Annotated in this window: 16 protein-coding genes; 15 read left to right on the forward strand and 1 reads right to left on the reverse strand. The window is 46.0% G+C overall.

The window, feature by feature from the left end; genetic code table 11:
• Positions 1 to 82: 82 nt before the first annotated feature.
• The 11 genes from QFZ78_RS36980 to QFZ78_RS37030 all read left to right on the forward strand — a co-directional run bounded on the left by QFZ78_RS36980 (position 83) and on the right by QFZ78_RS37030 (position 10632).
• Positions 83 to 556: an N-acetyltransferase gene (locus QFZ78_RS36980; RefSeq protein WP_235551025.1), complete on the forward strand. Its 474-nt coding sequence runs from the start codon at positions 83 to 85 to the stop codon at positions 554 to 556.
• A gap of 111 nt (positions 557 to 667) precedes the next feature.
• Positions 668 to 1696 (forward strand): heat-inducible transcriptional repressor HrcA, encoded by a 1029-nt coding sequence (gene hrcA / locus QFZ78_RS36985; RefSeq protein ID WP_307554953.1) that lies wholly within the window; start codon positions 668 to 670, stop codon positions 1694 to 1696.
• Positions 1693 to 3234: a TCP-1/cpn60 chaperonin family protein gene (locus QFZ78_RS36990; RefSeq protein ID WP_307554955.1), complete on the forward strand. Its 1542-nt coding sequence runs from the start codon at positions 1693 to 1695 to the stop codon at positions 3232 to 3234. Before hrcA ends, QFZ78_RS36990 begins: the two co-directional genes overlap by 4 nt.
• A 60-nt stretch (positions 3235 to 3294) precedes the next feature.
• The gene (grpE, locus tag QFZ78_RS36995) at positions 3295 to 3879 is read left to right on the forward strand and encodes a nucleotide exchange factor GrpE (protein WP_171643710.1); all 585 of its coding nucleotides are present in this window, start codon (positions 3295 to 3297) and stop codon (positions 3877 to 3879) included.
• A gap of 68 nt (positions 3880 to 3947) precedes the next feature.
• The gene (gene dnaK / locus QFZ78_RS37000; protein ID WP_307554958.1) at positions 3948 to 5786 is read left to right on the forward strand and encodes a molecular chaperone DnaK; all 1839 of its coding nucleotides are present in this window, start codon (positions 3948 to 3950) and stop codon (positions 5784 to 5786) included.
• A gap of 152 nt (positions 5787 to 5938) precedes the next feature.
• A complete protein-coding gene (gene dnaJ / locus QFZ78_RS37005; RefSeq protein ID WP_307554962.1) occupies positions 5939 to 7054 on the forward strand; it encodes a molecular chaperone DnaJ in 1116 nt (371 codons plus the stop codon).
• Positions 7055 to 7246: 192 nt separating this feature from the next.
• A complete protein-coding gene (locus QFZ78_RS37010) occupies positions 7247 to 8920 on the forward strand; it encodes a PhoX family protein (protein WP_307554964.1) in 1674 nt (557 codons plus the stop codon).
• A gap of 105 nt (positions 8921 to 9025) precedes the next feature.
• A complete protein-coding gene (gene tatA, locus QFZ78_RS37015) occupies positions 9026 to 9250 on the forward strand; it encodes a twin-arginine translocase TatA/TatE family subunit (protein WP_307554966.1) in 225 nt (74 codons plus the stop codon).
• A gap of 3 nt (positions 9251 to 9253) precedes the next feature.
• Positions 9254 to 9976 (forward strand): twin-arginine translocase subunit TatC, encoded by a 723-nt coding sequence (tatC, locus tag QFZ78_RS37020; protein WP_373460126.1) that lies wholly within the window; start codon positions 9254 to 9256, stop codon positions 9974 to 9976.
• Between the two features lie 135 nt (positions 9977 to 10111).
• The gene (locus QFZ78_RS37025) at positions 10112 to 10261 is read left to right on the forward strand and encodes a YfhD family protein (RefSeq protein ID WP_307554970.1); all 150 of its coding nucleotides are present in this window, start codon (positions 10112 to 10114) and stop codon (positions 10259 to 10261) included.
• Positions 10261 to 10632: a hypothetical protein gene (locus QFZ78_RS37030; RefSeq protein ID WP_307554972.1), complete on the forward strand. Its 372-nt coding sequence runs from the start codon at positions 10261 to 10263 to the stop codon at positions 10630 to 10632. Before QFZ78_RS37025 ends, QFZ78_RS37030 begins: the two co-directional genes overlap by 1 nt.
• Positions 10633 to 10702: 70 nt before the next feature.
• Here QFZ78_RS37030 and QFZ78_RS37035 read toward each other — a convergent pair whose 3' ends face one another.
• Entirely contained in the window at positions 10703 to 11509 is an 807-nt protein-coding gene (locus tag QFZ78_RS37035) for a glycerophosphodiester phosphodiesterase (RefSeq protein WP_307554974.1), read from the reverse strand.
• Positions 11510 to 11756: 247 nt separating this feature from the next.
• Between QFZ78_RS37035 and prmA the strand changes: the two genes are divergently transcribed.
• The 4 genes from prmA to mtaB all read left to right on the forward strand — a co-directional run bounded on the left by prmA (position 11757) and on the right by mtaB (position 15635).
• Entirely contained in the window at positions 11757 to 12731 is a 975-nt protein-coding gene (gene prmA, locus QFZ78_RS37040) for a 50S ribosomal protein L11 methyltransferase (RefSeq protein WP_307554976.1), read from the forward strand.
• Between the two features lie 10 nt (positions 12732 to 12741).
• Complete coding sequence (locus QFZ78_RS37045; protein ID WP_307554978.1) at positions 12742 to 13413, forward strand: site-2 protease family protein; 672 nt, start codon at positions 12742 to 12744, stop codon at positions 13411 to 13413.
• A 108-nt stretch (positions 13414 to 13521) separates the two neighbouring features.
• A complete protein-coding gene (locus QFZ78_RS37050; protein ID WP_307554980.1) occupies positions 13522 to 14289 on the forward strand; it encodes a 16S rRNA (uracil(1498)-N(3))-methyltransferase in 768 nt (255 codons plus the stop codon).
• A 5-nt stretch (positions 14290 to 14294) separates the two neighbouring features.
• Positions 14295 to 15635 carry a tRNA (N(6)-L-threonylcarbamoyladenosine(37)-C(2))-methylthiotransferase MtaB gene (mtaB, locus tag QFZ78_RS37055; RefSeq protein WP_307554982.1) on the forward strand — a complete coding sequence of 447 codons (1341 nt, stop codon included), beginning with the start codon at positions 14295 to 14297 and terminating at the stop codon, positions 15633 to 15635.
• The last annotated feature ends 63 nt before the right edge of the window (positions 15636 to 15698 follow it).

A 15698-nucleotide genomic window follows, 5' to 3' on the forward strand; every position in this document is an offset into this window, starting at 1 on the left:
GAATCCACAAGCGAATCAGCGGCAAAGCCGTAGTGGCGCTAGCGTGGGTTTTATGCATTTTGTTGCGATTGGTGGGATGACAGTGAATCTATCAACTACAGTGTCCGTTAGAAAAGCTTCGATAAGTGATATTGAGAAGCTGCATGATATTATACAAGGCTATGCCAAGCAGGGAATTATGCTGCCGCGGAGCAAAGAGATGCTGGAGGAACAGATCGACACTTTCGTTGTCGCTGAATCGGATGGCTTGCTGATAGGCTGCGGATCCCTCACACGGCTTGGGCCTGATCTTGTTGAGATTCGCTCACTCGGGATGACCCAAGGCTACAAGGGGCAAGGAATTGGCGGGAAACTTGTGAACTTCTTAGTTGAAGAGGCAAGGAGCCAAGGCATAATTAAAGTGATGGCGCTCACGTATGAAGTAGCTTTTTTTCAAAAAAACGGCTTTACCCTCGTGCCAAAAGAGATTTTCCCGGAGAAGGTTTGGAAAGATTGTATGCATTGCAAAAAACAGTATTGCTGCGACGAAATCGCCGTACTTAAACGTTTGGATTGACTTGACAACAGACCTTAGGGTCTGTTATTTTTGTATTAGGATTTAGCACTCACTAAATACGAGTGCTAACGAAAGTGGCAAATAGTGATTTGTGAAGAGGAGGGGTACCTTATGTTGACGGAGCGTCAGCGCATGATTTTAAGTGCAATCATTGATGATTATGTTCGTTCAGCAGAGCCAATTGGTTCGCGAAGTATTTCGAAGCGGGGCAATGTCGGATTCAGTCCGGCGACGATCCGTAACGAGATGTCTGATCTCGAAGAAATGGGTTATTTGGAGCAGCCCCATACGTCCGCAGGTCGTATACCCTCGCACAAAGGTTATCGCTATTATGTCGATCATTTGCTTGGGCATGGTACCTTGCATAATAACGATTTGAACTCCATGAAGGGTGCTTTTGCCGAACGTATTCAAGAGATGGAAGGTGTGATCCAGCATGTTGCGGGGATGCTCTCCAGTCTTACGAATTATACATCGATCGTGCTTGGCCCTGAGGTATTCAGTACAACGCTGAAACACTTACAGATTATCCCGCTTTCAGAAACGACAGCCGTTGCCATTATTGTTATGAATACGGGGCATGTGGAGAATAAAACAGTTTCCATTCCTGAAGGCATACGGATGTCTGATATTGAGAAGGTTGTTAATATTCTGAATGCAAAGCTTAAAAACGTACCGTTGATCGAATTTAAATCCAGGCTTTATAATGAAATTTCGAGCGAGTTAAGCAAGTATGTGAACGGGTATCAAGAGCTTCTTGCGGTTGTGGAAAGCGTGCTTCAAAGCAATGAGAAGGATCGCGTCTTCCTAAGCGGTATGACGAATATGTTGACCCAACCCGAGTTCAAGGATGTTGACAAGGTTAAGAGCATTTTTGATCTATTAGAAGAAGCACCTACCCTCATCAAACTGTTTACATCGTCAAATGAAGGCATTGAGATTAAAATTGGTGCTGAAAATAGTATTGAAGCTATCAATAATTGCAGCTTAATAACGGCTTCCTATTCGATTGGCGATAAGCCTCTTGGAACGATAGGAATTCTAGGTCCTACCCGTATGGAATATGGCAGGGTCATTAGCTTAATGGAGCATTTGTCGAAACATCTTGAAGTCGTTCTCGGGCGTTGGTATGGCAAATGAGCGGAATGAAAACAGTTCATAGCGAGGGAGAGGAACGTTACTCTACGCTGGTCAACAATGCTGCAGCCGTAAGAGCGATTTGTTCTGCGGTCGAGGGGACACTCGGACCCAAAGGTCTCGATACCATGTTAGTTGGTGGGCAGGGTGAAGTCATCATTACCAATGATGGTGTAACTATTTTGGAAAAAATGGACGTCACTCATCCTGCGGCTAGGTTGATGATTCAGGTCGCACGCAGCCAGCAGCGACAAATCGGCGACGGTACAACGACGGCAACGGTTCTTGCCGGAGCTTTGGTGCAAGAAGGTGTCGCTCAGGTGACGCGCGGCGTACCGGTCGCTAAGGTCGTTAGCGGCATGCTGCAAGGCATCGAGCTGGCGGTAAAAAGCTTACAAAGCCGAAGCCGCGCGATTGCCGGCTTAGGTGATAGCGCGCTGAAACGCATTGCTATCACGGCCGGTAGGGAGCAGGCGGACATCGCAAAGCTCATCGTTCAAGCCGCCGAAGCGGTCGGTGAGGCGAAGCTTCGCGAAGACGGCTACCGCTTCGCAGACAGCGTGCTCGCCCATGAAGAGGCGAGCAGTGAGGTATGGACCGGCATTTTGCTGAACCAGAAGCCGATGAACCTGCATCTGGAGCATGAGCTGCGCGATGCTCGAATTCTCGTGCTGCATGATGCTCTGGAGCCTGAGGCGGTCAGCGAAGAAGCGCTGGTCACCGAGGCAGGCTTCCAGCGCTACATGCAGCTGCGGGAGCAGTTCCGCAGCAGCCTAGGCTCGCTGCTGGAGCTTGGCGTCGGTCTGATCGCATCAGACCGCGGGGTCGACCCCGAGGCGGAGCAGTTCTGCTCCGACCATGGCATTATCGTGCTGCAGCGGCTGTCCCGCAGGGACATGCAGCTGCTGAGCGAGCACACCGGCGCTAGGCCGGTGCGGCGCACAGCGCTGCGCAAGAGCGCGCCGGAGCTTGGTGCCGCCCTCGGGCACGCGGGTTATGCCGCGTACGATGAGCGGCTAGAGCGCGTGCGCGTAGCGCGCGGTCACGGCGAGCAGCACGTGACCGTGATCGTCGGCGCCGCGACACGCGAAGCGGCGCACGAGCGCTCGCGCATCGCGAAGGACGCTGCCTCAGCCGTTCAAGCCGCCGTACGCGGCGGGTACTTGCCCGGAGGCGGCGCCGCGGAGATGGCGGTCGCCCATGATCTCGAGCGCGTCCGCGAGACGATGAAGGGCATGGAAGGCTTCGGTGTTGCCGCTGTCGCAGGGGCACTTCGCAAGCCGGTGGCCCAGATTGTCGTCAATGCGGGCTACAATCCGCTCGAGAAGGTTGAAGAGCTGAAAGCCGCGCAGATTGCGCTGGAAACCGACAGTCTCGGTATCGATTGCGATACGGGACAAGTAACTGACTTCTTAAAAGCAGGCATTGTGGATCCAGCTGATGTGAAAATTCACGCTCTGCAAGCGGCTGGAGAAGTTGCTGCCGCTGTGCTGCGTATTCATACGGTTATTAAGATGAAGCAGCCTTTTGAAGAGGCTTAAAGATGGGCAAACTGACGTCAGAGAGATTATGATGTATTATGTTTAGGAGGTGAAGGACAATTGAGTACTGGAGATAACAAAACAGCCGAGCAAGACGTGAACACTACATACGCAGCCGAAGGCGAGCAAGCCGCTGAACAACAAGAAGCGGTAGGCCAAGATTCGCAAGCGGAGGTTTCTGAGGAAACCAAAGAAGTTAGCGAGTTGGAAACGGCGCGTGTGCAAGCAGAAGAAAACTATCAGCGTTTATTACGCGTTCAAGCGGACTTCGACAACTTCCGCCGCCGCGCTAGAGCGGAGAAGGAAGATTTCGCGAAATACGCTTCGCTAAAATTGATTGAACAGCTTTTACCGATTGTAGATAACTTTGATCGCGCGCTGTCTTCAAGCAAGGAGACGAAGGATTTCGACGCATTGGTGAAAGGCTTGGATATGACGTACCGCGGCATCGATCAACTGCTAACCGCAGAAGGGCTTAAACCGATCGATTCCGTAGGTCAACCGTTCAATCCGGAATTCCACCAAGCGGTTATGCAGGTTGAATCCGAAGAACACGAAGAAGGTATCGTGGTAGAAGAACTGCAAAAAGGCTATATCCTCAAAGATAAAGTCATCCGACCTGCCATGGTCAAAGTTAGCGTGTAAGAGATCTTATTTTTCTCAACATTCAAATAAACGAAATGTTCCATAGGAGCAAAAGGAGGCAGCTTTACATGAGTAAAGTAATTGGTATTGACTTAGGTACAACAAATTCTTGCGTTGCCGTAATGGAAGGCGGCGAAGCCGTCGTAATTCCTAACCCGGAGGGTAACCGTACAACCCCTTCCGTTGTTGGTTTCAAGAAAGATGGCGAGCGTGTAGTTGGTGAAACAGCAAAGCGTCAAGCAATCACAAACCCAGACAAAACAATTAGCTCCATCAAGCGTCACATCGGTACTAACCACAAAGAAAACATCGATGGCAAAGATTACACACCACAAGAAATCTCAGCTATTATTCTGCAAAAGCTGAAAGCTGATGCTGAAGCTTACCTTGGTCAAACCGTAACGCAAGCTGTTATTACGGTTCCTGCTTATTTCAATGACAGCCAACGTCAAGCAACAAAAGATGCTGGTAAAATTGCTGGTCTTGAAGTTCTTCGTATCGTAAATGAACCAACTGCAGCAGCACTAGCTTACGGTTTGGAAAAAACAGAAGATCAAACGATTCTCGTTTATGACCTTGGTGGTGGTACATTTGACGTATCCATCCTTGAATTAGGCGATGGTTTCTTTGAAGTTAAAGCAACAAGTGGAGACAACAAGCTTGGCGGCGACGACTTCGACCAAGTCATCATCGATTATCTCGTAGCTGAATTCAAAAAAGAGCAAGGCATAGATCTTTCCAAAGATAAAGCAGCGGTACAACGTTTGAAAGATGCAGCTGAAAAAGCGAAAAAAGAGCTTTCCGGCGTACTGACAACAACCGTTTCCTTGCCGTTCATTACAGTAGCTGACGGGGTTCCTCAGCATTTGGAGTTGAACCTAACTCGTGCGAAGTTCGAAGAGCTTTCCGCTAGTCTTGTTGAAAGAACACTTGGACCAACTCGTCAAGCACTGCAGGATTCCGGTTTGTCCACAAGCCAAATCGATAAAGTTGTTCTTGTTGGTGGATCCACACGTATCCCAGCGGTTGTTGAAGCGATCAAGAAATTAACTGGTAAAGAGCCTCACAAAGGCGTTAACCCAGATGAAGTTGTTGCCCTTGGTGCAGCTGTTCAAGCTGGTGTATTGACAGGTGAAGTGAAAGACGTCGTTCTTCTTGACGTAACACCACTTTCCCTTGGTATCGAAACAGCTGGCGGTGTGTTCACGAAAATGATCGACCGCAACACAACAATCCCTACAACGAAATCACAAGTGTACTCCACTTATGCAGATAACCAAACTAGCGTTGAGATTCACGTGCTTCAAGGTGAGCGTTCGATGGCTAGCGGGAACAAAACACTAGGCCGTTTCATGCTTGGTGATATTCCTCCAGCTCCACGTGGCGTTCCGCAAATCGAAGTTAGCTTCGATATCGATGCGAACGGTATCGTTAACGTGTCTGCACTTGACAAAGGAACTGGCAAAAGCCAAAAAATCACGATCACTTCTTCCAGCGGCTTAAGCGATGCAGAAGTTGAACAAATGGTGAAAGATGCGGAAGCTCATGCTGAGGAAGACCGTATCCGTAAAGAGCTTGTAGAAGCTCGTAACGAAGCGGATCAACTCGTATATTCCGTTGACAAAACGATCAAAGATCTTGGAGATAAAGTAGACCAAGGCGAGATCGACAAAGCGAACGCTGCAAAAGAGAAAGTGACAGCTGCTCTAGCTGGTAACGAACTCGAAGCGATCAAAAAAGCAACAGAAGAGTTGACAGAAGTCATTCAACAACTTTCCGTGAAGCTGTATGAGCAAGCTGCTCAGTCACAAGGTGCTGAAGGCGAAGCTGGTGCTGGCGAAGCCCCTAAAGGCAGAGAGAATGTTGTCGACGCAGATTACGAAGTTGTTGACGAACCCAAAAAATAATCATATCCTAACTAAAGATGAAGTTTAAAAAGTTGACTTTGAAAGCCATTTTTTAAACACTTATTTGAATGAAAACGTATGAGTCAAAGCCAACAGGAGTCTCTCCGTGGCTTTGACTTTCCGTTTGTAGTCTTGAACATGGGAGTGGAACAATGAGTAAACGTGATTATTATGAGGTGCTTGGGCTAGGCAAAGATGCATCGCAAGATGATATCAAGAAGGCTTACCGTAAAATGGCTCGTCAGTATCACCCTGACGTGAACAAAGCCGCAGATGCGGAAGATAAATTCAAAGAAGCGAAAGACGCTTATGATGTTTTGAGCGATGATCAGAAAAAAGCCCAATATGATCGCTTTGGTCATGTAGATCCTAACCAAGGTATGGGCGGCCAAGACTTCAGTGGCGGCTTCGGGGATATTTTTGATATGTTCTTCGGTGGTGGCGGCGGTGGAAACCGTCGTAACCCCAATGCTCCACAACGCGGGAATGATTTGCAATACACGATGACGATTGAGTTCAAAGAAGCGATTTTCGGGAAAGAAACCGATATCCATATTCCTCGAACTGAAAATTGTGATACGTGTAACGGATCCGGTGCTAAGCCAGGTACGAAGCCGGAAACTTGCGGCGGTTGTCATGGCAGCGGGCAGCAGGAAGTCGTACAGAATACAGCTTTTGGACGTATTGTTAACCGTCGTGTATGTACGGTTTGTAATGGCCAAGGGAAGATCATCAAAGATAAATGCGGAACGTGTCATGGCGCTGGTAAGGTAAAAAAACAGCGTACCATCCACATCAAGATTCCTGCTGGTGTTGATGATGGCGCGCAGCTTCGTGTATCCGGCGAAGGTGAAGGCGGAACTCGCGGGGGCCCTGCAGGCGACCTTTACGTCGTTATTCGTGTGAAAACACATGAATTCTTCGAACGTGAAGGCAATGATGTCTATTGTGAAGTTCCATTAACCTTCATGCAGGCAGCGTTAGGTGATGAGATCGAGATTCCAACACTCACTGAGAAAGTTAAGCTCAAAATTCCTGCTGGTACGCAAACCGATACGTATTTCCGCTTAAAAGGTAAAGGGGTTCCTCACCTTCGCGGCTTCGGTCAAGGTGATCAACATGTGAAAGTGATTGTGATGACGCCAACGAATTTGAGTGAAGAACAAAAGGATTTGCTCCGTCAATTTGGTAAACAAAGCGGCGAAAATACTTCCGAGCAAAATCAATCGATATTTGAACGTATGAAGAGAGCCTTCTTAGGCGATTAATACCCTTCGAGAAGAATGAAACATCCCACGGAGCTTTCACAGAGATTAATCTGTTGAAGGTTTCATATGGGGTGTTTTTTTATTTATTCTTTCATTTACAAAACATTTAAATGAGCAAAACACTGTGTTGATGTTCACAAGTTAAGCTTGTCTTAGAAGTCTAATAACTTTCTAAGGGAGTTGTACATATCAATGGAAAAAAATATTGACCGCCGTACGTTCTTATCTTACATAGGTACCGGAGCTGCCGCATTAGCCGCAGCATCCGCAGGACTAGGCACACTCGAAGGCAAAGCATCCGCTATGTCGCCAACTGCAGACCACTTGTTCGGTTTCGGGACCAACAAAGTAAGCGGTTATTTTGAACCGATCGAGGCTTCCAAAGAAGATGAACTTATTTTACCTAGAGGTTTCAAATACGACGTTGTTGCAGCTTTTGATGATGTGATTAACAGCGCAGGTGAAAAATTTGGCCAAGCAGCTGATTATAATGCCTTTTTCCCAATCAATGGATCCAACACACGCGGATTGTTGGCTACAAATCATGAATACTCATTAATTTTCTCCATAGGACCAGTGAAAGACGGCAAATTAACGAAAGAACAAATTGAAAAAGATCTTTATTATCAAGGGATGTCTGTCATTGAAGTGTTCTTAGATGAAACAGGAACTTGGAAGATGGATACGACATCAAAATATGCTCGTCGAATCAACGGTTTTACAAAATTTGAGCTTACAGGCCCTGCTAAAGGGATTACCGCATTAAATGGCGCGACGACAGTTCAAGGGACATTTGCTAACTGTTCCGGTGGAGTGACTTTGTGGAATACGGTTTTATCTTGTGAAGAAAACTTCTCTGAAACTGCTGAATCCGCTGGTTTGCCGCAAACTCACTATGGTTGGGTTATCGAAGTGGATCCTTTCGACGGTACGTTCTTGAAGAAACATACAGCGTTAGGTAGATTCAACCATGAAAACACCGCTATGGGAATAGCCAAAGACGGACGTGTGGTTGTGTACATGGGAGATGACAAGAAAGACGCTTGTGTGTACAAGTTCGTTTCTAAACATAAGTATGAGCCATCATTGGGTCGCGGTAACTCCGCTTTGTTATCCGAAGGTACCTTATATGTGGCTAACCTGAAATCAGGTAAATGGGTTCCAGTGACGATCGAGGCTGTTACGAAAGCATTAGACAATGAAAAGTTCAAAAATCCAGCTGGTGTGAGCGGCAAAAGAGAAGAGCTGCAAAAGAAATTCCAAACGCAAGGTGATATTGTTACTTACTGTCATGAGGCTGCTCTTATTCTTGGAGGTACACCAACAGACCGTCCGGAAGATATCGAGATCTCACCTTTCGATAACACGGTATTTATCTGCCATACAAACAATGATACCCACGGTAATATCCATGGTCATATCACTCGCATTTTCGAATTGGATAATGACCTTGGCGCAACTGAGTTTGATTTCGAAATCTTCGCTGCTGGAGGTCGTCAATCCGGATTCAGTTCCCCTGACAATCTAGCATTTGATTCAAACGGGAATTTATGGGTTGTGACAGACATTTCCACTAGCAGCCATAACAAAGGTGTTTACAAATCATTTATGAATAATGGATTATTCGTAATTCCAACCATAGGTCAAGGCAAAGGTGTTGCCATGCAGTTTGCCTCAGCGCCTAAGGAAAGTGAATTAACAGGCCCATTCTTTACGCCGAATGAACAAACGCTGTTCCTTTCCATTCAGCATCCAGGTGAATTGACTACTGATTTGGCAAAGCCTACAGGCATGTGGCCGCACCGTAAAGGTGACACGATTCCTCGTTGCGGCGTAGTTGCAATCAGCGGATTCAAGCTAGGCTAATACCTGCTTCGGTAAGCAGTCCATTAACGAAATTGTAAATTCCCCACTGCATAGTGGGGATCTTCATCTAATCAGAACTTATTTCATTCAAAGGGGATACTTCAAATGCCATTCGGAAATATCGGTGTAGGCGGACTAATTATTATTCTGGTTATTGCTCTTATTGTTTTTGGACCTTCCAAATTACCTGAACTAGGACGTGCTTTCGGTCGTACACTAAGTGAATTTAAGAACGGTACTCGCGAGCTGTTAAACGGGGATAAGGATGAAAATGAAGAACCGAAGAAAGTAGAAGATTTGAAGCCGCATGTAGCTGCTGACAAAAATTAAACAATGTCAATCGCGGTGACCACTTCCAAAAAGCAAGAATCCGTTGTCCTACATTTAGAGGAAATGCGCAAAAGAATTATTATTACACTTATCGCCTTTTTTATTTCGTTTTGCGTCGCTTTTGTTTTTGTTCAAGACGTATATCGTTGGCTAGTACGTGATGTGGAAGGTAAGCTTACGATACTCGCTCCGTCTGATGTCATCTGGGTATATTTCATGCTTAGCGGTGTTTTGGCTATAGCTGTTACGATGCCAATTTTGGCTTGGCAAGCTTGGCTCTTTGTAAAGCCTGCACTTCGAGCTCACGAATATAAGGCGACTCTAGCTTTTATACCAGCTTTGGCTTTGCTATTTATAATCGGGGTTAGTTTCGGTTATTTTATCATCTATCCGATGGTTTATTCCTTTTTGGAAGGGATGGCAGGAAACTTCGATACGATGTATACGGCGGAGAAATATTTTACATTCATGGTGAATATGACAGTACCTTTTGGTGTTTTATTTGAAATGCCGGTAGTTGTCATGTTCCTAACACAAATAGGTGTGCTTTCTCCGAAAAGAATGGCTAAAATGCGCAAACTTGCTTATTTTCTGCTGGCGGTAACCGCTGTAACCATAACGCCACCTGATATCATCTCGGACATCCTAGTCATCATTCCCTTATTCTTGTTGTATGAAATCAGCGTGACTCTCTCCAAACTGATTTATAAAAGGCAACAAAATTAAATGAGATGTCCGTTTGTGTAAAGAAGATGACCGTCTGCGAGAGAGACGGTCATCTTCTTTTTGTGGCATAAAAAAACCATCCTTTGGCACAATAAAAAATGGATGTTAATTTAACGGTTTCTAGGAGGTTCAAAGATGAGTCAGAAACATAATCAGGAAGAGCAGAATAAATTACCTGTAACCAAAAATGAGGATGTCGAATTCGCCGCTGAGGTTGCTGATGCCGATGATTTCGAGGCGGCTGAGAGAGCGCAAGCAGCTGATTACAGACAGGAAGAACAGTAATGGCAGAGAAAAGTATTCTCGCCTATTTTCATTCGCCGGAGCAAGCAGAGGGAGCAGCTTCTAAGCTGAAAGCACTGCGTGCTATTGACGTTCAGGTAGATCGATTTGGCAGATATGCAGGCAGTGGTTTGCAATCCGCGATGAATCCCTATGCGGGGGACTTCGGAAGCTTGGGTACGTTAACTCAGGCTGCAGATGTTTCTACACCTGATGAAGGGATCCTGATTGCGGCAGACCCAGCAGCAAGCGGTTTAAGCGACGGAGGGGGTGGCGGTGTAACGGGAATTGACATTATACTGGCTGCCGTCATCGACGATGCCGTGTATGATCAGGCAGTACGTGTTATTGAAAGCGCAGGCGGAACTATGTAATCTCAAAAAAGCATCTGATCAAAAGGCAAAAGCCTGATTGATCAGATGCTTTTATTATATAAGAAAGTGCTTACTGCCCACTCATGACTTGAACAAGTTGGTCTGGATGGTCCGTAATAATACTGGATACACCGAGTGCAAGCATTTGCTTCATGATTGTCGGTTGATTGACCGTCCATACATAGACTTCCTTCTGATGTGCCTCGGCAAGCTTCATGAATGATTCAGTTACGAGGGGATAGGCTGCAGAAATAACATCGAAATCAGAACTCTGCATGATGGCGACAATGTTTTCCGTTTTTTGCCCCACAATAAGGCCGGTCTTGATCTGGGGATTAAGCTTTTTCACAGTATAAAGCAACTTGGCATCAAATGATGTCACCGTGCATTCCTTCTCAAAGCTGTGTGCTTGGATAAGGTCTACTGTTTTTTCAGCGAGCAGCATACCGTGCCCGTTATTTTTCATTTCTATATTCAGCTTTATATGACCTTTGGCTAATCCTATGACTTCATCCAGCGTGGGCACAAGCTCATTTTGAAATTTCGGGCTAAACCAGCTGCCTGCGCTTGCCTCTTTTAGCTCCGAGGAGGTGATTTCCCACATGTTTTTATTAATTCCTGTTGTGCGGATGGCCTTATTATCGTGCATAACCATGACGACTCCGTCGGCTGTCTCTTGGACATCCAGCTCAGCAATGCCTGCTCGATCGATGATGGCTTGACGAAAGGAAGAGAGCGTATTCTCGGGTGTGACAGCGGAACTGCCGCGATGAGCCGTAACTTGGCTATAGTTATCCGCAAGCATGGTTGGTGTCGTGAAAGGTGCTGACATCGCTACACCAACGAAAACAAGTGAGATGAATAGTGTTTTGTACATGTGATGACTCCATTCTAATGATGAATAATAGCAAGAGAGACGATTAAGCATTGCTCACTTTTTCAATGTAACATGAAGGTATTAGGAAGTTGTTAGGATGCAAAATATTTTTAAAGCGCTTACAAATTATGCGCCATTTTACCCAAGAAGCGAAGTGTAGTACAATAATCAGTGTGAAAATAGCCCAAATAACCGTTTTAGGGCTTGGTTTATTTGTAAGTGATAACCGACAGGAGGAGCAATACCGATGCTTTGGCAGGAATTAACTGTACATACGACAGAAGAAGCAATAGAAATGATTACGAACTTTGTTCATGAACTGGGCGCCGGTGGCGTTTCCATTGAAGAATCAGGAACCTTAAACAAAGAGAGAGACACCTCGTTTGGTCAATTGTACGAAACACCTTTTAACGATATCCCAGAGGGAAGAGCCGTCATTAAAGGCTACTTCTACCATGGCACAGATATGGAGCCCATCATGGCTAACCTGAAAGAATCTGTTGAGCAGCTTAAAGAGTTCGATATCGATACTGGAAATCCTACATTTGAATTAATAGAAGTAGACGATGAGGATTGGGCGCATGCCTGGAAGCAGTATTTTAAACCTATTCGTGTGTCTGACCGTTTGACGATTAAACCAACATGGGAAGAGTATACAGCTTCGCCTGATGAATTAATCTTGGAGCTTGACCCTGGGATGGCTTTCGGAACAGGTACGCATGCGACAACGTCTCTTTGTTTGAAAACATTGGAGAAGGTACTCCAGCCAGGTGACGACGTCATTGATGTGGGAACTGGATCTGGTATTCTTTCGATTGCAGCTGCGAAGCTAGGCGCGAAGCATGTGCTCGCTGTTGACTTGGATCCAGTAGCTGTAACGAGTGCGCTTGATAATACAAAACAAAATCAGCTCGAAGATAAGATTACTGTCAAACTTAGTGATTTACTCGGAGTACTGAAAGAAAGCGAGACCGAAGACGCTGCGCAGCTGGGTGTTTCGATTCCTGTACAGCTAGTTGTCGCGAATATTTTGGCAGAAGTCATTGTTCTCTTCGTTGATGAAGTGTATGAAGTCTTGCAGCAAGGTGGTTACTATATCACCTCGGGGATTATTACAAACAAAGAAGCAGATGTAGAAAAAGCACTAATTGCAGCCAAATTTACGATCGTAGAGAAAAACTATGATTCGAATTGGGTCGTGATTGTAGCTAGAAAGCTGTAGGTGTCCATACATGGGAGGATTACTGTTTTATGACTGGAGTACATTGCCGTTTGTTATTCTAGTCCTCGTTCTTTCTTTTACCATTCATGAATTTGCTCATGCGTATAGCGCCTATAAATTGGGAGATTCTACGGCTTATCAGTTCGGCAGAGTTTCCTTAAACCCGATGGTCCATCTGGACTTGTTCGGTACAATTATGCTCTTGATTGCTGGTTTTGGTTGGGCGAAGCCTGTACCTGTGAATCGTGGCAATTTCAAAAGACCACGCTTGATGGGGATTATTGTGACCGCAGCGGGGCCGCTGAGTAACTTGATTCTGGCCATTATCACGATATTTGTTGCTCTTTTATTCCAGAAATATGGTTGGTTGGAAGGAGTTTCCAAAGGTAGTAAAGACGCAATTGTTCTTTTTTTACAATTGATGTTGAGCATTAATATAACCTTGTTCCTGTTCAATTTAATTCCGATTCCGCCATTAGATGGTTATCGAATTATTCAAGATCTAGTGGATCTGAGATACACGGAATCGCTGCAAAAGTTTGAACAATGGGCATCCGTTATTTTCCTGCTTGTTGTATTCGTAAGGCCATTACGTCAAGTAACGCTGGATCCTTACTTAAGCTTGGGGTCTGACATCATTAGCTTTTTCTCGAAACCCATTGCTTGGATCTTGGGGATGTAACGATTCCAAATTCAACCCATTGTAGATTTCCATGATCAAAAAAGGTATGATGGTGAGTGGAAGTTTCATATCAATATCGAAATGAACGAAGATAGAGAGGCTTTGACTATGCAGCGTTATTTTCTCCCGCTTGAGCAGTTTCACGAGGCTACACAGACAGTCACCATAGAGGGAGACGACGCACATCATCTGATTCGAGTCATGCGAGCAGATATTGGAGACAAAATTATTTGCAGTAATGGCGTAGACCGTGAAGTGCTCGCTCGTATTTCGGAACTGGATAAAGGACGTGTGACCGCGGAAATCGTGGAAGAGCTGCCTATGGATGCTGAAGCGGCTGTTCGGGTGTGGATTGCACAGAGCTTGCCCAAAGGCGATAAGATGGAACTCATTATTCAAAAAGGGACCGAGATCGGGGCGGCCCGGTTTCTTCCTTTTTTATCAGAACGTACGATTGTGCAGTACGATACAAAGAAAGAAGCAAAACGCACCGAACGTTGGCAGAAGATTGCCAAGGAAGCGGCGGAGCAAGCACACCGAAATCGTGTGCCGCAAGTAGATTCTGTTTATTCTTGGAAGCAGCTGCTGCAGCGTGCGAAGGAAGCGGATGTCGCTTGGATTTGTTATGAGAAGGAAGATGGTCAGCAATTAAAGCCTGCTATTCAGGAAGCGCAAGCTGAAGGTAAATTGGGACCAGGGAAACAAGTACTGATTGCGGTTGGCCCTGAAGGTGGTTTTACGGAACAGGAAATTAAGCAGGCTGAAGAGGCTGGCTTCGCTTCCGTGTCGCTGGGTGCACGCATTTTACGCACGGAGACTGCCGCAATGGTAGGTCTTACATGTCTTTTCTATGAAACCGGAGAGATGGGAGGATAAGCGTTATGGCAACGGTAGCGTTTCATACATTAGGTTGTAAAGTAAATTTCTATGATACAGAGGCCATTTGGCAGCTATTCAAAAATGAGGGTTATGAGCAGGTTGATTTCGAGCATACGGCAGATGTGTATGTCATTAATACATGTACCGTTACGAATACAGGGGATAAGAAGAGCCGCCAAATGATTCGTCGTGCGATTCGTCGTAATCCTGAAGCGATTGTTGCCGTAACTGGTTGTTACGCGCAGACGTCGCCAGCAGAAATTATGGCAATTCCAGGCGTGGATATGGTGATCGGGACACAGGATCGGGAGAAAATTATCCCGCTTGTGAAACAATTTGAGCAGGATCGTCAGCCGATCAATGCCGTGCGCAACATCATGAAAACACGTCAGTTCGAGGAATTGGACGTGCCTGATTTTGCTGATCGCACAAGAGCTTTTCTTAAAATTCAAGAAGGCTGCAATAACTTCTGCACCTTCTGCATTATTCCATGGTCACGCGGTCTGATGCGCAGTCGTGATCCGCAAAGCGTTATTGCGCAAGCAGAGCAGCTGGTGGCTGCCGGATATCAAGAAATCGTACTGACGGGTATTCACACGGGCGGTTATGGCGAAGATATTGAAGATTACAGCTTGGCCAAGCTTCTTTGGGATCTGGACAAAGTCGAAGGCTTGAAACGGATTCGTATCTCCTCGATCGAAGCTAGTCAAATTACAGATGAAGTCATTGAAGTTCTGAAGTCCTCGGACAAAATGTGCCGTCATCTGCATATCCCGCTGCAAGCTGGCGATGACCAAGTTCTTGCACGGATGCGCAGAAAATATACAACAGCGGAATTCGCTCGCAAGATCGAACGTCTTCATGAAATCATGCCGGATGTCGCGATTACGACGGATGTCATTGTTGGTTTCCCAGGTGAAACCGAGGAAATGTTCCGGGACGGTTACAAGTTTATGGAGCAAATGAAATTCTCCGAAATGCACGTATTCCCTTACTCCAAACGGACAGGTACTCCTGCTGCGCGGATGGAAGATCAAGTGGATGAGGAAATCAAAAATGCCCGCGTACACGAACTCATCGATCTTTCCGAGAAAATGCAGCTTGCTTATGCACAAAAATTTGTAGGTGAAGTCCTAGAAGTCATTCCGGAACGTACTTATAAAGGTGCTCCTGACAGCGGACTGTACATGGGTTACTCCGATAATTATGTGCAGCTTGTATTCCAAGGCTCCGAAGACATGATCGGCCAAGTTTGCCGCGTTAAGGTAACGGAAGCCGGTGTTAATGAAAGCAAGGGACAGCTGGTTCGTGTTTTGGAAGCGGCTAGTGTCGTGAATTTGTAATGCGTTTCTTTTAAGGCTATAAAACATACCTCTAAACGTAGTCGCTCATCTTGAATGGCTACG

The sequence above is a fragment of the Paenibacillus sp. V4I5 genome (assembly GCF_030817255.1).
Classification (GTDB): Bacteria; Bacillota; Bacilli; order Paenibacillales; family NBRC-103111; genus Paenibacillus_E.